At 65.7% G+C, this 19,326-nt stretch carries 19 protein-coding genes; 10 read left to right on the top strand and 9 right to left on the bottom strand.

Features of this window, described 5'->3' with window-relative positions; translation table 11 throughout:
- Positions 1-125 precede the first annotated feature (125 nt).
- The gene (locus B4L36_RS07420) at positions 126-1,307 is read right to left on the bottom strand and encodes a MalY/PatB family protein (RefSeq protein ID WP_292954643.1); all 1,182 of its coding nucleotides are present in this window, start codon (positions 1,305-1,307) and stop codon (positions 126-128) included.
- Between the two features lie 81 nt (positions 1,308-1,388).
- Here B4L36_RS07420 and def (B4L36_RS07415) point away from each other — a divergent pair, with 81 nt between their 5' ends.
- From def (B4L36_RS07415) to fmt, 4 genes are all read left to right on the top strand, one after another.
- Positions 1,389-1,910, top strand: a complete 522-nt coding sequence (gene def, locus B4L36_RS07415) for a peptide deformylase (protein WP_292954640.1) — start codon at positions 1,389-1,391, stop codon at positions 1,908-1,910.
- A 1-nt stretch (position 1,911) separates the two neighbouring features.
- Positions 1,912-2,421 (top strand): peptide deformylase, encoded by a 510-nt coding sequence (locus B4L36_RS07410; RefSeq protein WP_292954637.1) that lies wholly within the window; start codon positions 1,912-1,914, stop codon positions 2,419-2,421.
- Positions 2,418-2,921: a peptide deformylase gene (gene def / locus B4L36_RS07405; RefSeq protein ID WP_292954634.1), complete on the top strand. Its 504-nt coding sequence runs from the start codon at positions 2,418-2,420 to the stop codon at positions 2,919-2,921. The genes B4L36_RS07410 and def (B4L36_RS07405) overlap by 4 nt, the downstream gene beginning before the upstream one ends.
- A 63-nt stretch (positions 2,922-2,984) precedes the next feature.
- Complete coding sequence (gene fmt / locus B4L36_RS07400; protein ID WP_292954631.1) at positions 2,985-3,878, top strand: methionyl-tRNA formyltransferase; 894 nt, start codon at positions 2,985-2,987, stop codon at positions 3,876-3,878.
- Between the two features lie 102 nt (positions 3,879-3,980).
- On the opposite strand, the gene secA is transcribed toward fmt, so the two are convergent.
- Positions 3,981-6,698 carry a preprotein translocase subunit SecA gene (gene secA, locus B4L36_RS07395; protein ID WP_292954628.1) on the bottom strand — a complete coding sequence of 906 codons (2,718 nt, stop codon included), beginning with the start codon at positions 6,696-6,698 and terminating at the stop codon, positions 3,981-3,983.
- 204 nt (positions 6,699-6,902) lie between these two features.
- On the opposite strand from secA, the gene B4L36_RS07390 reads away from it, so the two are divergent.
- The 4 genes from B4L36_RS07390 (at position 6,903) to B4L36_RS07375 (ending at position 9,645) form a co-directional block, all read left to right on the top strand.
- Positions 6,903-7,748 carry a peptidylprolyl isomerase gene (locus B4L36_RS07390; protein ID WP_292954625.1) on the top strand — a complete coding sequence of 282 codons (846 nt, stop codon included), beginning with the start codon at positions 6,903-6,905 and terminating at the stop codon, positions 7,746-7,748.
- Positions 7,745-9,001, top strand: coding sequence for a bifunctional glutamate N-acetyltransferase/amino-acid acetyltransferase ArgJ (argJ, locus tag B4L36_RS07385; protein WP_414692154.1), 1,257 nt, complete (start codon positions 7,745-7,747; stop codon positions 8,999-9,001). The genes B4L36_RS07390 and argJ overlap by 4 nt, the downstream gene beginning before the upstream one ends.
- Positions 8,998-9,396, top strand: coding sequence for a (deoxy)nucleoside triphosphate pyrophosphohydrolase (locus B4L36_RS07380; protein ID WP_292954622.1), 399 nt, complete (start codon positions 8,998-9,000; stop codon positions 9,394-9,396). Before argJ ends, B4L36_RS07380 begins: the two co-directional genes overlap by 4 nt.
- Before the next feature lie 120 nt (positions 9,397-9,516).
- Positions 9,517-9,645, top strand: coding sequence for a hypothetical protein (locus tag B4L36_RS07375; RefSeq protein ID WP_292954619.1), 129 nt, complete (start codon positions 9,517-9,519; stop codon positions 9,643-9,645).
- 106 nt (positions 9,646-9,751) lie between these two features.
- Here the strand turns inward: B4L36_RS07375 and infB are convergent, their stop codons facing one another.
- From infB to pip, 6 genes are all read right to left on the bottom strand, one after another.
- Complete coding sequence (gene infB / locus B4L36_RS07370; RefSeq protein ID WP_292954616.1) at positions 9,752-12,310, bottom strand: translation initiation factor IF-2; 2,559 nt, start codon at positions 12,308-12,310, stop codon at positions 9,752-9,754.
- An 8-nt stretch (positions 12,311-12,318) separates the two neighbouring features.
- A complete protein-coding gene (locus B4L36_RS07365; protein ID WP_292954613.1) occupies positions 12,319-12,939 on the bottom strand; it encodes an RNA-binding protein in 621 nt (206 codons plus the stop codon).
- Positions 12,940-12,957: 18 nt separating this feature from the next.
- Positions 12,958-14,640, bottom strand: coding sequence for a transcription termination factor NusA (gene nusA, locus B4L36_RS07360; RefSeq protein WP_292954610.1), 1,683 nt, complete (start codon positions 14,638-14,640; stop codon positions 12,958-12,960).
- A gap of 3 nt (positions 14,641-14,643) precedes the next feature.
- Positions 14,644-15,291 (bottom strand): ribosome maturation factor RimP, encoded by a 648-nt coding sequence (gene rimP / locus B4L36_RS07355; protein ID WP_292954607.1) that lies wholly within the window; start codon positions 15,289-15,291, stop codon positions 14,644-14,646.
- Between the two features lie 132 nt (positions 15,292-15,423).
- The gene (gene tspO / locus B4L36_RS07350; protein ID WP_292954604.1) at positions 15,424-15,879 is read right to left on the bottom strand and encodes a tryptophan-rich sensory protein TspO; all 456 of its coding nucleotides are present in this window, start codon (positions 15,877-15,879) and stop codon (positions 15,424-15,426) included.
- Position 15,880: 1 nt separating this feature from the next.
- Positions 15,881-16,864 carry a prolyl aminopeptidase gene (gene pip, locus B4L36_RS07345; RefSeq protein WP_292954601.1) on the bottom strand — a complete coding sequence of 328 codons (984 nt, stop codon included), beginning with the start codon at positions 16,862-16,864 and terminating at the stop codon, positions 15,881-15,883.
- Between the two features lie 50 nt (positions 16,865-16,914).
- Between pip and ubiG the strand changes: the two genes are divergently transcribed.
- Positions 16,915-17,649: a bifunctional 2-polyprenyl-6-hydroxyphenol methylase/3-demethylubiquinol 3-O-methyltransferase UbiG gene (ubiG, locus tag B4L36_RS07340; protein WP_292954598.1), complete on the top strand. Its 735-nt coding sequence runs from the start codon at positions 16,915-16,917 to the stop codon at positions 17,647-17,649.
- On the opposite strand, the gene B4L36_RS07335 is transcribed toward ubiG, so the two are convergent.
- A complete protein-coding gene (locus tag B4L36_RS07335) occupies positions 17,646-18,455 on the bottom strand; it encodes a DUF6635 family protein (protein ID WP_292954595.1) in 810 nt (269 codons plus the stop codon). The genes ubiG and B4L36_RS07335 overlap by 4 nt on opposite strands.
- A 209-nt stretch (positions 18,456-18,664) precedes the next feature.
- Here B4L36_RS07335 and B4L36_RS07330 point away from each other — a divergent pair.
- Positions 18,665-19,326 (top strand): class I tRNA ligase family protein (locus tag B4L36_RS07330; protein ID WP_292954592.1); only part of this gene is annotated, 662 nt, incomplete at its 3' end.

Here is a 19,326-nt window from a genome sequence, read left to right as displayed (position 1 = left end):
GGCGGTCGCGGGACGCTGGGCAGGCTGCGGATCCGGGCGGGGTCTTGCCGTTTCCTGGCGCGGCCGAGGCGAACGGACTGCCTGCCCGCCGCAAGGCGCCGGAACTGGCGGCGGCGCGCCGTTTCCTACTGCAAATCGGCAAAGGCGTCTTGCAGGCGCGATACGGCCTCGGCCACGCGGGCGCGGGGGGTGGCGATGTTGAAACGCAGAAAGCTGTCGCCGCCCTTGCCGAAGGTGTGGCCATGATTGGCGGCGATGCGGGCGATCTTCTCGACGCGGGCGGTGAAATCCTCGGGCGTCATGCCGGTGCCCGAGAAATCGACCCAGGACAGATAAGTGGCTTCCAGCGGCATGGATCGCAGGCCCGGAATCGCGTTCACGCCCTCGTCGAACAGGCGGCGGTTGCCATCCAGATATTCGGTCAGCGCATCGACCCACGCCGCGCCTTCGGGCGAATAGGCGGCGGCGACCATGTCCGCGCCCATGAAGGCGGCCGATACGCCACGCGCCAGCAGCGCGCGGCGAACCCCTTCGCGCAGGGTATCGTCGGCGATGATGGCATTGCCGATATGGGCGCCGGCGATGTTGAAGGTCTTGGTGGCGGCGGTCAGGGTGATCAGCCGGTCACGCAGTTCGGGCGCGACCTTGGCGATCATGCTGTGGGTCTGGCCCGGCATCGTCAGGTCGCAATGGATATCGTCCGAGATCAGGATCAGATCGTGGCGGATGCAGAAATCGGCGACCTGGCGCAATTCCTCGTACGACCAGACGCGGCCGCCGGGATTGTGCGGCGAGCAGAGGATCAGGACTTTCTCGCGCCCGGTCAACAGGCTGTCCCAGTTGTCCCAATCCATCCGATAGAGGTCTTCGCGCAGGGCCAGTGGAAATTCGACCAGTTCGCGACGCGAGGCGCGAATGACGCGGGCGAAGGCGTGATAGACGGGCGACATCACGATCACGCCGTCGCCGGGTTCGGTGGTGGCGTCGATGGCCATGGCGACGCCATTGACCAGTCCCGCCGTGGTCAGGATCCACGGCGTCTCGATCTGCCAGCCATGGCGGTTTTCATGCCACCAGCGGATCGCCTCCAGATAGGGCGCATTGCGGCCGGGATAGCCGTAGATGCCGTGGTCGGCGGCGCGCTGGACGGCCCGCTGCACCGCCCGGGGCGGGCGGAAATCCATGTCGGCGACCCACATCGCCAGTCCGTCCGACGGCGCCACGCCATAGGTCATCTGCATGTCGTCCCATTTCGAGCAACGGGTGCCAACGCGGTCGATGATCTGATCGAAATCGGGTCGGGTCATGGCGGCTTTCCTGCTGGGGCGTTTCCGCCCTGCATACGCGGGTTGTTGCTTATGGTGAAGCCATCGCCTAAATCCACCGGCATGAGCCTGCGCACGATCCTGATCCATCCCGATCCCCGCCTGAAGAAGGTGGCCGATCCCGTCGCCCGCGTCACGCCCGAGATCGAGTCGCTGGCGGCCGATCTGCTGGCCACGATGTATGAGGCGCCGGGTGTCGGCCTGGCCGCGCCGCAGGTGGGGGCGGGGGTGCGGCTATTCGTGATGGATGCGAGCCGGGAGCCGGAGACCGAGAAACGTCCCATGGTGCTGATCAACCCCGAGATCACCTGGACCTCGGAGGCGCTCAACACCTATGACGAGGGCTGTCTGTCGATTCCGGATCAATATGCCGATGTCACCCGGCCGGCCCAGGTGCGGATGCGCTGGCTGGGACTGGACGGCGGGACACATGAGGAAGACTTCGACGGGCTGTGGGCGACCTGCGCCCAGCACGAACTGGACCACCTGAACGGGATCCTGTTCATCGACCACCTGTCGGCGGTCAAGCGGCAGATGATCACCCGCAAGATGGTCAAGCTGAAACGCGAGCGCGCCCGTGCCTGACATGGTGTCCCGGCCCGGCCCGCTGCGGCCCGCCTTGCCCGATCCGCTGGCGGGGGGCGTGGTGCGGCCGATCCTGTGCCATCCCGACCCGGCGCTGCGCGAGATCTGTCAGCCCTCGGGCTATCTGGGCGGGGCCGAGCTTGCCCGACTGGCCGCCGATCTTCTGGCCACGATGTATGCGGCCGAAGGGCGCGGGTTGGCCGCGCCCCAGATCGGGGTGCTGCGGCGGATCGTGGTCATGGATGCCGGCTGGAAGGACGGCGCGCCGGAACCCCTGATCCTCTGCGATCCCGAGATCCTGGTCCGTTCGGACCAGCAGGACATGGCCGAGGAGCGCTGCCTGTCGATCCCCGGACGGGCGGTCGCCGTGCCGCGTTCGGTCGCGGTCACGATGCGCTGGTATCGGCTGGACGGCAATCTGGTAAGCCGCGAATTCAATGGCTGGGCCGCGCGGATCGCACAGCACGAGGCGGATCATCTGGACGGGCGGCTGATCCTGGACTGGGCATGAGCGTGCGGCCCGTCATCGCCTATGCCGATCCGCGCCTGCATCGCGCGGCCGAACCGATCGGGGCGGTGACCGAGACGGTGCGGATGATCTGGGACGACATGGTCGACACGATGGAGGCAATGCCGGGTGTGGGCCTTGCCGCGCCGCAGATCGGGATCATGCTGCGGCTGGCGGTGGTCGATGCTTCGGACCGACGCGGGCAGGCGGTGCTGATGGCCAATCCCGAAGTGCTGCACGAAAGCGTGCAGATGCGCGATCACGACGAGGCCAGCCCGAACCTGCCCGGTGTCTTTGCCCGGATCAGCAGGCCGCGCGCCGTCACGGTGCGGTTCCTGAATCCGGATGGCGCTGTGGAGGAACGCGATTTCGTCGGCCTCTGGGCGACCAGTGTGCAGCATCAGATCGACCATCTGGACGGCAAGGTCTATGTCGACCATCTGTCGCCGCTGAGGCGGAAGATGCTGGTTCAGAAATCGGCAAAGCTGGCGCGCCGGGGATAGCCCGGGGACTGCGCCCTCCGGATCCCCTTGCGGGATATGAGACGACCAAAGCAGGAGGCGGGAATGCGCGTCATTTTCATGGGAACGCCGGAGTTTTCGGTTCCGGCCCTGCGCGCGGTGGCGGCTGCCCATGAGGTGGTGGCAGTCTATTCCCAGCCGCCGCGCGCGGCGGGACGAGGGCAGAAGCCGCGACCCTCGCCGGTGCATCGCGTGGCCGGGGAATTGGGGATCGCGGTGCGGGTGCCCGAGCGGTTGCGTGATACCGAGGCGCAGGCGGCCTTTGCCGCGCTCGAGGCGGATGTCGCGGTCGTGGTCGCCTATGGGCTGATCCTGCCGCAGCCGATCCTGGATGCGCCGGGATTCGGCTGCCTGAACATTCATGCCTCGCTGCTGCCACGCTGGCGCGGGGCCGCCCCGATCCAGCGCGCGGTGATGGCGGGCGATGCCGAAACCGGTGTCGCGGTCATGCAGATGGAGGCCGGGCTGGATACCGGGGCTGTCCTGGCCGAGGCGCGGACCGCCATAGGGCCCGAGGAGACCGGCGCCGATCTGCATGACAGGCTGGCCGTGATGGGCGCGGAACTGATCGTCGATGTGCTTGGACGGCTGCCCTTGCCGGCGGTCGCGCAGCCCGCGGAGGGCATGACCTACGCCGCCAGGATCGACAAGGCCGAGGCGCGGATCGACTGGACCCGGCCGGCCGTCGAGGTGGACCGTCTGATCCGGGGCCTGTCGCCCTTTCCCGGCGCCTGGTGCGAAATCGCGGGCGAGCGGGTCAAGCTGCTGCGGTCGCGGCTGGCGCCCGGACAGGGCCTGCCGGGCGCGGTGTTGTCGGGATTTCGTGTCGCCTGCGGCGAGGGGGCCGTCGAGATCCTCGAAGCCCAGCGTCCTGGCAAGCGCCCGATGCCGGCCCCCGAGATGCTGCGCGGACGGGCGCTGCCGCAAAGGCTGGGCTGAAGGCGGCGCCCGCCGCCCTTCGCGCCCGATCGTGGCGGGGGCTTGTCCCCCGCCCGGCGGACGCGAACGCCGTCGCGGGACGCAAAAGGCGGTGACGCTGCCTCAGATTGCGCCGTGGCAATGCTTGAACTTCTTTCCCGAACCGCAGGGACAGATATCGTTGCGCGAGGGATTCCCCCAGGTCGCGGGATCGGCTTCGTCGAAACCCTCGACCAGCGGTTCGGGCTTGTCGGCATCGTCATCCGACCGATGTTCGTCGCCGTGCTCCATCGTCAGATGTTCCTGTCCCGCCTTCTGCTGCTCGACCATCTGGCGCAGCATTTCCTCGCGCTCTGCATCGGTCAGCGGGCGGATCTGGGCCAGACGCTGGGTCACGTCGAAGCGCAGCCCGTCCAGCAACGTCTCGAACAGCTGAAATGCCTCGGTCTTGTATTCCGACAACGGATCGCGCTGCGCGTAGCCGCGAAAGCCGACCACCGAACGCAGGTGTTCCAGCGTCACCAGATGGTCGCGCCATTTCTGGTCGATCATCTGCAACAGAACCTGCTTTTCGATATTGCGCATGTTCTCGGGCCCGAAACCCTGTTCCTTCTCGGCCATGTAGGTGTCGGTGGCTTGCTCGATCCGCTCGCGCATCGCCTCCTGATCGACGCCCTCCTCCTCGGCCCATTCGTCCACGGGAAGGTTCATGTTCAGCCGTTCCCGCACCGCCGCCTTCAGGCCCTCGGTATTCCACTGGTCGGCATAGGATTTCGGCGGCAGGAACTCGTCGACGATGTCCTCGATGACCTGATGGCGCATGTCGGCGGCGATCTCGCCGACCTCGTCGCTGTCCATGATCTCGCGGCGCTGGCTGAAGATGGCCCGGCGCTGATCGTTCATCACGTCATCGAATTTCAGCAATTGCTTGCGGATGTCGAAGTTTCGGCCCTCGACCTTGGCCTGGGCGCGTTCCAGCGACTTGTTCACCCAGGGGTGGATGATCGCCTCGCCTTCCTTCATGCCCAGGCTGGACAGCACCTTGTCCAGACGTTCCGACCCGAAGATCCGCATCAGGTCATCGTCCAGCGACAGGAAGAACAGCGACCGCCCGGGATCGCCCTGCCGGCCCGACCGGCCACGCAACTGGTTGTCGATGCGGCGGCTTTCATGGCGTTCGGTGCCAAGGACGAACAGCCCGCCCGCATCCAGGACGCGCTGCTTGTCGGCGGCGTGTTCGGCCTCGATCCGGGCGCGCAACTCGTCGGGGTTGGCGTCGGGATCGGCATTCAGCGCCTCCATCACCTTCATGTCGACATTGCCGCCCAGCTGGATGTCGGTGCCGCGGCCGGCCATGTTGGTGGCGATGGTGACGGTGCCGGGCTTGCCGGCATCGGCGACGATCTGCGCCTCGGCCTCGTGCTGGCGGGCGTTCAGGACGTTGTGGGGGATGCCGTCCTTTTGCAGCAGCGCCGACAGCATCTCGGATTTCTCGATGCTTGTGGTGCCGACCAGCGTCGGCTGGCCCTTGTCATGGGCCTCCTTGATCGCCTCGATCACGGCGCCGTATTTCTCGGTCGCGCTGCGATAGACGCGATCATGTTCGTCGAGGCGCTGGATCGGCCGGTTGGTGGGCACCTCGACCACGCCCAGCTTGTAGATTTCGGCGAATTCGTCGGCCTCGGTGCTGGCGGTGCCGGTCATGCCGGCCAGCTTGTCATAAAGGCGGAAATAGTTCTGGAAGGTGACGCTGGCCAGGGTCACGTTCTCGGGCTGAATCTCGACGCCCTCCTTGGCCTCGATCGCCTGATGCAGCCCGTCCGACAGGCGGCGGCCCTTCATCATCCGGCCGGTGAATTCGTCGATCAGCATCACCTCGCCGTCGCGAACCATGTAATGCTGGTCCTTCAGAAACAGCTTGTGGGCGCGCAGGGCCTGGCTGGCATGGTGGACGATGGTGGTGGATTCGGGGTCATAGAGGGTCTGGCCCTCGGGCAGAACACCGTCTTCCGACAGTTTCTGTTCCAGCAATTCGTTGCCTTCCTCGGTGAAGGTCGCATTGCGGGTCTTTTCGTCCAGCTTGTAATGTTCCTCGGTCAGCAACGGGATGTATTTGTCCAGCACGCGATACAGTTCGCTTCGGTCCTGCGACGGCCCCGAGATGATCAGCGGTGTCCGCGCCTCGTCGATCAGGATCGAATCGACCTCGTCCACGATGGCGAAATTGTGACCGCGCTGGACCATTTCCGCGACCGAGCCCTTCATGTTGTCGCGCAGATAATCAAAGCCCAGTTCGTTGTTCGTCGCATAGGTGACGTCGGCGGCGTATGCGTCGCGCTTTTCGGGTTCGGGCTGGAAGGGATAGACGACACCGGTGGTCATGCCCAGATGGGCAAAGACCTTGCTCATCCATTCGGCATCGCGCTTGGCCAGGTAGTCGTTGACGGTGACGATATGGACGCCCTTGCCGGACAGCGCGTTCAGATAGGCGGGGAAGGTGGCAACCAGGGTCTTGCCCTCGCCGGTCTTCATTTCGGCGATATTGCCCTGATGCAGGAAGATCCCGCCCATCAGCTGCACGTCGAAGGCGCGCAGGCCAAGCGCGCGGCGCGCCGCCTCGCGGCAATTGGCAAAGACCTCGGGCAGGATCGCGTCAAGGCTTTCGCCGTCCCTGACGCGGTTCTGGAACTCGCGGGTCTTCTCGATCAGCCCGTCATCGGACAGCGCCTTGAAATCCTCTTCCAGCGCGTTGATCCGGGCAACCAGCGGCCGGGTCGATTTAACCTTGCGGTCGTTTGGCGTGCCAAAGACCTTCTTCGCCATAGAACCAATGCCGAGCATGTCACCTTCGCAATCACGTTGTTGGGAAAGGCTGTCAGAAGCGGGCCACTTGCCCCCGCCTTCCGCATTGCCGTATCAGGGGGCCGAACGAAGCCGGCGGCGGCACCTTCCGCGTTCCGTGGGGATTTATGCCTCGTCCGCCTGACTGTCAACGCTGGCCCGGTCCCGGGATGGGGCCGCGCCGCGACATGCAAAGGAACTTCCATGCTGAAACGTTCGATTCTTGCGGCCGTCATCGCGGCGCCTCTGATGGTTCCCGCCCTTGCCATGGCGCAGGATCAGACCGCCGACACGGTCGTTGCCACCGTCAACGGGCAGGACATCACGCTGGGCGAGATGATCGTGATGAAGCAGACCATGCAGCAGGATCCGCAGACCGCGAACATGCCCGACCAGGCACTCTGGGACATGATGCTGGACCAGTTGATCCGTCAGGCCGCCGTGGCCGAAACCGGCACCGAGAGCGCAGGCGTCCGCGCCCAGATCGAGTTGCAGAAACGCAACGTTCTGGCCGCCGAGGCAGTCGGCAAGATCGCCGAGCCGCAGCCCGGCGAGGACGAGGTCAAGGCCGCCTATGACAAGCTGTTCGGCAATGCCGAGGCGAAGACGGAATATTCGGCCGCCCATATCCTTGTCGACAGCGAGGACAAGGCCAAGGATCTGAAGAAGCAGCTGGATGAGGGCGCCGATTTCGGCAAGTTGGCCGAAGAGAATTCGACCGGTCCCAGCGGGCCGAACAAGGGCGATCTGGGCTGGTTCACCGCCGATCAGATGGTGCCGGAATTCTCGGACGCCGTGAAGGGGCTGGAAAAGGGCCAGGTCTCGGATCCGGTCCAGACGCAGTTCGGCTGGCATGTGATCAAGCTGAACGACACCCGCGTGAAGGAAGCCCCGAAGCTGGACGAGGTCAGGGATCAGGTGGTGCAGATGGTGCGGCGCCAGAAGGTCGAGGCGGCGATCGAAAAGATCACCTCGGATGCCAAGGTTGAAAAGACCGAGGGGCTGGATCCGGCGCTGCTGAACGAGACCGCCCTTCTGGACGCGCAATGATGGGCAAGGCGGGGCAACCTGTCTCGCCGCTGGCTCCGGCGCGCTTTCCCGATCTGCCGGTCATTGCCGGCGTCGAATTCGCCAGTGGCGCGGCCGGCGTCAAGTATCAGGGTCGCACGGATGTGACCCTGATCCGCATCGCGCCGGGATCCGCGATCGCCGGGGCCTTTACCCGGTCCTCGACGCGGGCTGCCTGCGTGCTGGACAACCAGGCCAAGCTGGCCTCGGGCGGCGACGCACCCGACGGCGCGGCGATCATCGTCAATTCCGGCAATGCCAATGCCTTCACCGGCGCGCGTGGGCAGGAATCGGTCGATGCCGTGACCGGCGCCGTGGCAAGCGCGCTGAACATGCCGGCAAGCCGGGTGTTTTCATCCTCGACCGGCGTGATCGGCGAGCCGCTGCCGCATGAACGCATCCTCGCGATCATCGACAACCTGAAGGCCGGGCTCAGCCGGCGCGGGATCGCCGATGCCGCGCGCGCGATCATGACCACAGATACCTTTCCCAAGGGGGCCTCGGCCATCCTGCCGGGCGAAGGCGGCGAGATCCGCATCGCCGGGATCGCCAAGGGGTCGGGCATGATCGCGCCCGACATGGCGACGATGCTGGTCTATCTGTTCACCGATGCCAAGATCGCGCCCGATCTGTTGCAACAGGCGCTGTCATCGGGGCTGGAGACGACCTTCAACGCGATCACGGTGGACAGCGATACCTCGACCTCGGACGCGCTGATTCTGGCCGCGACGAATCAAAGCACGGCCGCGCCGATCTCCTCGCTGGAGGATGTGGCCGGAATCGCCTTTGTCAACGCGCTGCACGATGTGATGCGCGATCTGGCGCATCAGGTGGTGCGCGACGGAGAAGGGGCGACGAAATTCGTCGAGATCCGGGTCACCGGCGCGGTGTCGGACGCCGAGGCCAGAACGATCGCGATGTCCATTGCCAATTCTCCGCTGGTCAAGACCGCCATCGCCGGCGAGGACGCCAATTGGGGCCGCATCGTCGCGGCCGTGGGAAAATCGGGGGCCGAGGCCGACCGCGACCGGCTGACGATCCGTTTTGGCGACATGGTTCTGGCCGAAAACGGCTGGCGCGCGCCCGATTACGACGAGGCGAAGACCAGCGCCTATATGAAGAACCAGGATTTGCTGATCGGCGTCGATCTGGGTCTGGGCCAGGGTTCGCGCACCGTCTGGACCTGCGACCTGACCCATGGCTATATCGACATCAACGCCGATTACCGGTCGTGAAGACCGTTCTGGTCGCCGCTGTCGCGCTGATCGACCCGGACGGGCGGGTGCTGCTGGCGCAGCGGCCCGAGGGCAAGTCGATGGCCGGGATGTGGGAATTTCCCGGCGGCAAGGTCGAGCCCGGCGAGACGCCCGAAGCCGCGCTGATTCGCGAATTGCACGAGGAACTGGGGATCGAGACGTGGAATTCCTGCCTCGCCCCGCTGACCTTTGCCAGCCATGCCTATGACGGTTTTCATCTGCTGATGCCGCTTTATGCCTGCCGCAAATGGCAGGGAATCGCCCGCCCCCAGGAGGGGCAGAGGCTGGCCTGGGCGCGGGCGCGTGATTTGCGCAGCTACCCCATGCCTCCGGCCGATATTCCCCTCATTCCGATGCTTCAATCGTGGCTTTGAGGCCGCATGTCGCCCGAAATCGATGAAAAACTGCATCCGAAAGTGCCAGATTCGGCAGTTGTTACTTCTTTCTTAACCATTTCGTGACAGCTTGGGGTCAGAGGCAGCAGAGGACTTGACATGATACGCACGATCTCGATCGGCGGATATATCCTGATCCAGGGGTTGTTCGAACGCATGATGCCGAATGGCAACGCCGTGGTTCGGGTCGGTTCGCGAACCTATGAGGGCAAGCCGGTCGGCGCTTGACGGCCCGCGACCGTGAAGGCCGGCCGATCCAATCAGAGAGACCGAGTCAGAAAAGGGCGGCCTTGGTGCCGCCCTTTTCCCGTTTTCCATACACAGGCGCGAAAGGCTACAGCTTGCGCTCGACCTCTTCCCGCTCGAAAATCTCGATGACATCGCCCGGACGGATGTCGTCGTAATTCTCGAAGGCCATGCCGCATTCCTGGCCGGACTGGACTTCCTTGACCTCGTCCTTGAACCGTTTCAGCGTCTTCAGCGTGCCTTCGTGAATGACCACGTTGTCGCGCAGCAGACGCACCCCGGCACTGCGGCGGGCAATGCCTTCGGTGACCAGGCAGCCCGCGACCTTGCCGACGCCCGTCACCTTGAAGACCTCGCGAATTTCGGCGTAACCGATGAAGTTTTCGCGAACCTCGGCCGAAAGCAGACCCGACGCCGCCGCCTTGATGTCATCCACGAGGTCATAGATGACCGAGTAATAGCGGATTTCGACGCCCTTCTGATTGGCGCCGTTGCGGGCGGGCGCGTTGGCGCGCACGTTGAAGCCGATCACGGGGGCATTGCTTGCCTCGGCCAGGCCGATATCGGATTCGGTGATCGCGCCGACGCCGTAATGCAGCACGCGGACGCGCACCTCATCGTTGCCGACCTTTTCCAGCGCCTGCACGATCGCCTCGGCCGAACCCTGCACGTCGGCCTTCACGACCACCGGCAGTTCGGCCACGCTTTCGTCGGCCTTGGCCTTGGCCATCAGCTGTTCCAGCGTGGTCGCGGCACCGGCGGCGGCGCGCTTGTCCTTGGCGGCCTGGCTGCGGTAATCGGCGATCTCGCGGGCCTGGGCCTCGGTGTCGACCACGTTCAGCACGTCGCCGGCCTCGGGCGTGCCGTTCAGGCCCAGCACTTCGACAGGGACCGAAGGACCGGCCTCTTCCACACGATCGCCCTTGTCGTTGATCAGCGCCCGGACCTTGCCCCATTGCTCGCCCACGACGAAGATGTCGCCGCGCTTCAGCGTGCCGTTCTGGACCAGAACCGTCGCCACCGGGCCGCGTCCCACGTCAAGCTGCGCCTCGATCACCGCGCCCTGTGCGGCGCGGTCGGGATTGGCCACCAGTTCCAGGATCTCGGACTGGAGTGCTATGGATTCCAGCAATTGATCCAGGCCCTGTCCGGTCTTGGCCGACACCTCGACATCCTGCACATCGCCTGACAGCTTCTCGACGACCACCTCGTGATGCAGCAGCGCGCTGCGCACCTTGTCGGGATCGGCGTCGGGCTTGTCGACCTTGTTGATCGCGATGATCATGGGGACGCCGGCCGCCTTGGCGTGATTGATTGCCTCGACGGTCTGCGGCATCACGGCGTCATCCGCCGCCACGACCAGCACGACGATATCGGTGACATTGGCGCCGCGCGCCCGCATCGAGGTGAAGGCGGCGTGGCCCGGCGTGTCGAGGAAGGTCAGAATCGCGCCCGAATCGGCCTTTACCTGATAGGCGCCGATATGCTGGGTGATGCCGCCGGCCTCGCCCGAGACGACGTTGGCATGGCGGATCGCGTCAAGCAGCGAGGTCTTGCCGTGGTCCACATGGCCCATGATCGTGATGATCGGCGGGCGCGGTTGCAGATCCTCGGCCTTGTCCTGAACCTGGTCGATGACCTGTTCGACATCGGAATCGCTGACGCGGACGGCCTTGTGCCCGAATTCCTCGATCACCAGTTCGGCGGTATCGGCGTCCAGCGGCTGATTCATGGACACCATCATGCCCATCTTCATCAACGACTTGACCACATCGGCGGCGCGTTCGGCCATGCGGTTGGCCAGTTCCTGCACCACGATGGTTTCCGGCAACTGCACGTCGCGCGCCACCTTTTCGGGGCGGGATTGCTGGCCCATCGCCTTCTGGCGGGCGCGTTCCTGCTTGCGCTTCATCGCCGCCATGGATCGCTGGCGGCCACCTTCGCCACCGCTCAGCGCCTGGTTCAGCGACAACTTGCCCGAGCGGCGGTTGTCGTCGCGACCGCCCTTTCCGCGCGCGTCGCCGCGATCAGCGCCGCGGTCGGCGCGGTCGCGGTCGGATTTGCGCGGTCCGCCGGCCGACACGCCCTTGGTCTCGGCGCGTGCGGCGGCAGCCTCGATGGCAGCCTGATCGGGCGTAGCGGCGGCGGTTGCCGGGGCCTTTTCCTTCTTCGGTTCGTCCTTGCGCCTGGCCTTTTCCTCGGCTTCGCGGGCGCGGCGGGCATCCTCTTCTTCCCTGGCCTTCAGGGCTTCCTCGCGTTCGCGATCCTCACGCTCCTTGGCCTCGATTTCGGCGCGGCGGCGTTCGCGTTCCTCCTCGCGGGCCTTTTCGTCGGCCTCTCGGGCGGCGGCCTCGTCGGCCTCGCGCGCCTTGGCGGCGGCAAGGGCCTTCAGGCGGCGCTCCATCTCGGCTTCCGAGATCCCGGCAGGGCGTCTGGACGGATCACCGGCATGTTTCGCGACGATGGGCGATTTCGGCTTGTCGCCAGCGCCGCCCTGCACGTTGGGGGTCTTTGGCACCACGACACGCTTGCGCTTGGTTTCCACCAGCACGCTCTTGGTGCGGCCATGGCTGAAACTCTGCTTGACCTGACCCGAGCGGCCGCTGCCGCCCAGCCCGAGGGTCGATTTTCCGTCTTTGTCGCTCATCTGCGTCTTCATTCCTTCCCGACGGCCGAATTGCCGCCGTCATGCCCGCGCAGACCCGTCAGTCTGCCGGCTTCCAAGATCACCTTGTCCGTCAGGCCACCCGCCGCAAGCGCGCCGTGTATGACATGATCGCGCCCGAAGGACAAACCCAATTCTGATGCGGTCAGGCAGCCGAACCAGCGCCCGCCGGTCGGCGTCCACAGCTTGCCCTTGCCGCGCTCCGAGCCGTCGCTGGCCTGAAGCAGAACCTTGGCCCGCCCCTCGGCCAGCCAGCCCTTGACCTTCTCGAACCCGGCCACCGCACGACCCGATTTGCGGGTCAGCGAAATCAGGTCCACGACGCGCCGCGCCAGACCGGCCTCGACCAGGTCCGCCAGGCCGTCCGGCGCCCCGACCCGGGCCCTGGCGCCGCGCGAGAAAAGCCCCTTCGCCGCCGCCTTTGCGATGGCGGCGCGGTCGGCCGTGACCCAGATGCCGCGGCCCGGAAGCTTTTCGGCCAGATCCGGCACCACCTGTCCGTCGGGACCGGCAACGAAACGGATCAGACCGGCCTTGGGCTGGACCTCGCCGGTGACGATGCAGCGCCTTTCGGGCTCATCTCGTTCCTTGATGCGACCACCGCGGCTCAAGCGGGACAATCCGGGGCGTCACGCCCCGGCCTCCTCTGCGGTTTCGCCTTCGGCCGTATTGGCAGACGCGGCGACCAGTTCGTCCGGATCGACCCAGCCCAGCATGACGCGGGCCGTCATCACCATCGTCTGCGCCTCCTCCAGCGAGACCTCGAAAGGCTCCAGAAGCCCCTCATCCTTGACGCGCTGGCCATTGACCGTGGTCCAGCCGCCGGCCAGTTCCCAATCGGCGCAAGTGGCAAAGTCTTCCAGCGTCTTCACGTCATCCTTTGCCAATGCCTCGACCATCTGGGGAGTGAGCCCCTCGAAGTCAATAAGGCTGTCCTCGGCACCCAGGGCGCGGGCATTCTCCAGTGCGGCCTTGGCGCGGGCTTCCAGCACGTCGCGGGCGCGCGCCTGCAATTCCTCGGCCGTGCCCTGGTCCACGCCGTCGATGGTCAGCAGCTCGTCCTGGTCGATATAGGCCACCTCTTCCAGATCGGTGAAGCCTTCGGCGACCAGAAGCTGCGCGAAGAATTCGTCCAGATCCAGCGCCTCCATGAACAGCGCGGTGCGGGCGTTGAACTCGGCCTGACGGCGCTTCGATTCCTCTTCCTCGGTCAGGATGTCGATATCCAGACCGGTCAGCTGGCTGGCCAGGCGAACATTCTGGCCGCGACGGCCGATGGCGAGGCTGAGCTGTTCATCCGGCACCACGACCTCGATCTTGTTGGCGTCCTCGTCGAAGACGACCTTGCTGACCTCGGCCGGTTGCAGGGCGTTCACGAGGAATGTCGCCTGATCATCGTTCCACGGGATGATGTCGATCTTCTCGCCCTGCAATTCGCCGACCACGGCCTGCACGCGAGAGCCACGCATCCCCACGCAGGCACCGACCGGGTCGATGCTGTTGTCATAGCTGATGACCGCGATCTTGGCGCGGCTGCCCGGATCGCGGGCCACGGCCTTGATCTCGATGATGCCATCGTAGATTTCCGGCACCTCCATCTTGAACAGTTCCGCCATGAATTGCGGATCGGTGCGCGACAGGAAGATTTGCGGCCCGCGGGTCTCGCGGCGCACGTCCTTGACATAGGCGCGGATGCGGTCGTTCGGGCGATAGCTTTCGCGGCCGATCTTTTCGTTGCGGCGCAGGATCGCCTCTCCACGACCGATGTCGACGATGATGTTGCCGTATTCCTCGCGCTTGACGATACCGTTGATGATCGTGCCGGCGCGGTCCTTGAATTCCTCGTATTGGCGGTCGCGTTCGGCCTCGCGGACCCGTTGCAGGATCACCTGCTTGGCCGATTGCGCGGCGATGCGGCCCAGATCGACGGGCGGAACCTGCTCCTCGAACACGTCGCCGGGCTGCGGCGCGCCCGAGAAATCCTCGATCGCGGCACCATCGCGGATCCAGAGGGCGCGCCCGTCCCCGGGCGCCTCGAAATAGGGTTTGGCCTGCGCCGGGGTAAGCTGCGCCTGATAATTCTCAAGCTCTTCCTCGTCCACGACGGTCCGGGCGCGGGTGAAGGTGGCATTGCCGGTCTTGCGGTCGATCTTGACGCGGATGTCCATCTCGGACCCGTAGCGCGACTTGGCGGCGCGGGCGAGGCTGTCCTCCATCGCCTCGATGACCAGTTCCGGCTCGATCATCTTCTCGCGCGCGACCGCCTCGGCGGTTTGCAGAAGTTCCAGCTGATTGGCAGAGGTGATCGCCATCACTTACTCCTTGGTATCGGCGCGCTCGGCGCCCTCGTTTTCGTCGGTTCCGCCATCGTCTTCGGTTTCCACCGCGTCAAAGGCGCTTTCGTCCAGGTTGTCGATCGCGATTCCGGCCTCTTTCTTCTGGCGCAGCATTTCGCGGATCAGTTCGTCCGTCAGCACCAGTTTCGCATCCGAGAGCCAGTCGAAATTCAGCCCGATCGTCTGGATCTCGCCGGCCTCTTCGATGTTCAGCAGAACCTCGTCGCCCGCATCGCCCGATTCGACGCCCGCCAGCACGCCCTTCCAGCGTTTGCGGCCGTCGATCGGCTGGTTCGTCTCCAGCTTGGCCTCATAGCCCTCGAAGGTCGCGAAATCCTTCAGCCGGGTCAGCGGCCGGTCGATTCCGGGGCTGCTGACCTCCAGGTGATAGGCGTCCTCGATCGGATCCTCGACATCCAGCGTGGCACTGACCGCGACCGAGATGTCGCCGCAATCCTCCACGTTGATGCCGCCTTCCGGCCGGTCGGCCATGATCTGCAAGGTCGCTGTCTTGCCGCCTTGCAGACGCACGCGCACCAGCTCGAAGCCCAGATCCTCGATCACCGGGGTGATGATCTCGGCCAGGCGCCGGTCAATGGCGGTCTTGGCGATCAGGTCGTTCGACATGGCGTCCTTCGGATGGAAAAAAGGGCCCGCAGCGGGCCCAAGCAGAAGCGTCCGGTGGGCAGGGGGTGGAAGCCTGCACCGCTGTCAAGCAGGCATATAGACCCCTGAGGCGGGGATTGCAAGCGGGGCGTGTCAGACCCCGCCGGCACCCGGATTGTCCTGCCAGATGCGCCAGTTCAGCGCCGCCGCCACGCATAGCCAGGCAAGATAGGGCAGCAGCATGACCGCGGCCACCGCGTCCAGCCGGAAAGCCAGCGTGACCAGCGCCGCCACGACCAGCCACAGCACCGCCATGACAGCCATCGCGAACCCCATCCGGTGGGCGCCGAAGAAGACCGGCGTCCACAGCGTGTTCAGGGCTATCTGCGCGGCCCACAGCGCCATGACGATGCCGTTTCGGGGCAGAACGGCCAGTCGCGCGGCGGCCCAGGCCAGAAGCAGGTAGATCACGCTCCAGGCGACGGGAAAGACCCATTTCGGCGGCGTGAAGGCGGGCTTTGCCAATCCTTCGTACCAATCGCCGGGCTTGAACACCATGCCTGTCGCGGCGGCCGCCAGACAGGCAATCAGAAAGATCGCGAACAGCATCCTAATCCTCTCGCTGGTTCCGGTCGCGCAACGCATCCATGACGCGCAGCAATTCGGCCGAGATTCCGGGTTCCGACAAAGCATGCCCCGAGGCTGGAACGATCCGCAGATCGCAATTCGCCCATCCCTGCGCCAGATCATGCGCGCCAAGCGGCGGGCAGACCATGTCATATCGGCCCTGCACGATCACCGCCGGCAGGTGTTCGATCAGATGCCGATCCTCCAGCAACTGATTCTCGCTCAGGAAGCAGCCATTCATGAAATAGTGGTTTTCCAGCCGGGCAAAGGCGCGGGCATAATCGGCGGGCGCGTGGCTGACGGGCGCGGCCTGCAAGCCGGCCAGCGCGTTTTCCCACATCAGCCAGGGCAGGGCGTAGCGACCCTGCCGGCCCTGATCGTCGGAAAACAGGCGGCGGTGATAGGCCGCGATCATGTTCCCGCGCTCGGCTTCGGGGATCGGGTCCTGGAACCGCCGCCACAGATCGGGAAAGAAACGGCCCGCGCCGCCGCCATAGAACCAATCCAGCTCGGTCCGGCGGCCAAGAAAGACGCCGCGCAGCACGAGCCCGGTCACCCGGTCAGGATGCGCCTGCGCATAGGCCAAAGCCAGCGTCGCGCCCCAACTGCCGCCGAACAGCAGCCAGTCGGCCAGCCCCAGCGTCTCGCGGATCATTTCCATATCCGCGATCAGGTGCTGCGTGGTGTTCGCCCGAACCGAGGCCGAGGGGCGCGAGCGTCCGCAGCCGCGCTGGTCGAACAGGACGACGCGGTAGTGGCTGGGATCGAAGAAGCGGCGCATGAAAGGGCTGCAACCGCCGCCCGGACCGCCATGCAGGACAATGACGGGGCGGCCTTCGGGATTGCCGTATTGTTCCACATACAGCCGGTGGCCGTCGCCGACATCCAGCATCCGGTGGTCATAGGGCTCGCCCGAGGGATGCAGGCGGTCCCGTGATGCGGCGATTTGTTCTGCCAATCGGTCCATCTCCACATTATAAGGCCAGAAGCAACCGGCTGCCAGAAGGACAGGACCAGATGACCAGCATCGATCAGGGCGAGATCGCCAAATTCGAGGCGATGGCCGCCGAATGGTGGGATCCGAAGGGCAAGCTCAGGCCGCTGCACATGATGAATCCGGTGCGGCTGGACTATCTCACCGCGCAGATCGCGGCCGAGTTCGGTCGCGATCTGCGCGGGGCGCGTCCGTTCGGCGATCTGCGGGTGCTCGATATCGGCTGCGGCGGTGGGCTGGTGGCCGAACCCATGGCACGGCTGGGTGCCTCGGTCACGGGTGCGGATGCGGCCAGCGGAAACATCGAGGTGGCGCGGCTTCACGCCGAGGGGCAGGGGCTGGACATCAGCTATCACGTCACCACGGCCGAGGCCCTGGCCCAGGACGGCGAGGTCTTCGACGCGGTGCTGGCGCTGGAAATCGTCGAGCATGTCGCCGATCCGGCGGCTTTCCTGGCGACCTGTCAGGCGTTGGTCAGGCCGGGCGGGCTGGTCATCCTGTCCACGCTGAACCGCACCGCGCGCAGTTTCGGTGCCGCGATCATCGGCGCGGAATGGGTGATGCGCTGGCTGCCGCGCGGCACGCATGACTGGCAACGCTTCATCACCCCCGACGAACTGGGCGCGATGGCCGCGGCCTGCGGCCTCGAGGTCGCGGACCGCAAGGGCATGGTCTTCAACCCGATCGGATTCGGCTGGTCGCTGTCGGATCGCGATCTGTCGGTGAATTACCTGCTGACGGCCCGGCGTCCGGCCTAGCCGCGCAGGGTTCGCCAGAGCGACAGCGCCGCATCGGACAGATCGCCGATCCGGGCCATCAGATGTTCCCGCTCCAGCCCGCCGGCGGCATCGGCGCGGTCAAGGCGGTCCAGCATCCGCATCAGGCGGCGGCGATGGGTGCCGGTGACAAGCTGGATCGGATCCGCGATCAGCCCGGCGAAGGTCGTCACCAGCGAGGCCGTGATCGCAAGGGCCAGCCCGGTCGCGACGACCTGCCAGGGCGACAGCTCGACCGGGAAGACCGAATACCAGACCCCGCCCAGTCGCGACCCCAGGGTGAAATCGCGCAAGGCCTCGGCCTCGGCCCGCATCCGCGCAACCGGGCCTGCCAGCGACATGATACCGGGCGTTGCGCGGTGAAACAGCAGCAGCCCCGCGCCCAGCACGATCAGCGATGTGGTGATCTCGGCCACGGCGTTGCGGATCTCGGCATGGGCCTCGATCCGGGCGCGGGTCAGGTCGGGCGGCGCGTCCGGCCCGATTCCCCGCGCATCCAGATCGGCCACGAAAGCCTGGAGATCGGCCGTGATCCGTCGCGCGACGTTCGAGGTCAGGAAAATGCGCCGCGCCGCCAGCCAGGCGCCCGCCCGCCTTGCACCGAGACGGCTGAGCAGCGCGGCAGCCAGCCGCAGGATCAGGAAGACCGGCGACAGCGCCACATTGACGGGCGCGCGCAGCAGATCCCAGCCAAGCGCCTGGCGATGCAGCGCAAGCGTGCCCCGCAGCCCGTATCGGGCGCGGACAAAGCGCCTGACAGCGGCGAGGCGTTCGGCGGACTGGATCATGGGCCGATTCTAGCCGGCGCCGGCCGACGCGACCATGACAATCGCGCGCACCGGCAGCCGCTTGCAGCCCGCCTGCCGCCTTCCTATAGAGGCAGGCATGGATTTTGCGGCCTTCTCCTTTCGAATTAGCGGCCCGGCGGCGTAAGATATCGCGCCGTCGGGATTGCCCTGATCCGAATCCTGAATGCCCGACAAAGGAACGCCCGCCGATGAGCGCCGATACCAAAGCCCCCGACGCGCCCGACTACCGCGATACCGTCTTCCTGCCGCAGACCGATTTCCCGATGCGGGCGGGCCTGCCCGCCCGCGAACCCGAATGGCTGGCCCGCTGGGCGCGGATCGGCATCTACGACGCCTTGCGAAAGGCGTCCGATGGCCGCGCGCCGTTCATCCTGCATGACGGCCCGCCCTATGCGAACGGCAACCTGCATATCGGCCATGCGCTGAACAAGGTGCTGAAGGATTTCATCGTCCGCAGCCAGCAGATGATGGGCCGCGATGCACGCTATGTTCCCGGCTGGGATTGCCACGGCCTGCCGATCGAATGGAAGATCGAGGAACAATATCGCCAGAAGGGACAGGACAAGGACAAGGTCGATATCGTCGAGTTCCGGCAGGAATGCCGACGCTTTGCCGATCACTGGATCGACGTGCAGCGGGACGAGTTCAAGCGTCTGGGCATCACCGGCAAGTGGGACGATCCCTACCTGACGATGAATTTCCACGCCGAGGCGGTGATCGCGGCCGAGTTCATGAAACTGCTGATGAATGGCAGTCTCTATCAGGGCAGCAAGCCGGTGATGTGGTCGCCGGTCGAGAAGACCGCGCTGGCCGAGGCCGAGGTCGAATATCACGACCACACCAGCCACAC

The organism is Paracoccus sp. UBA889 (assembly GCA_002294185.1).
GTDB lineage: Bacteria > Pseudomonadota > Alphaproteobacteria > Rhodobacterales > Rhodobacteraceae > Paracoccus.
The sequence above is the reverse complement of the archived record's forward strand: the minus strand, read 5'-3'. Positions and strand labels throughout refer to the sequence as shown.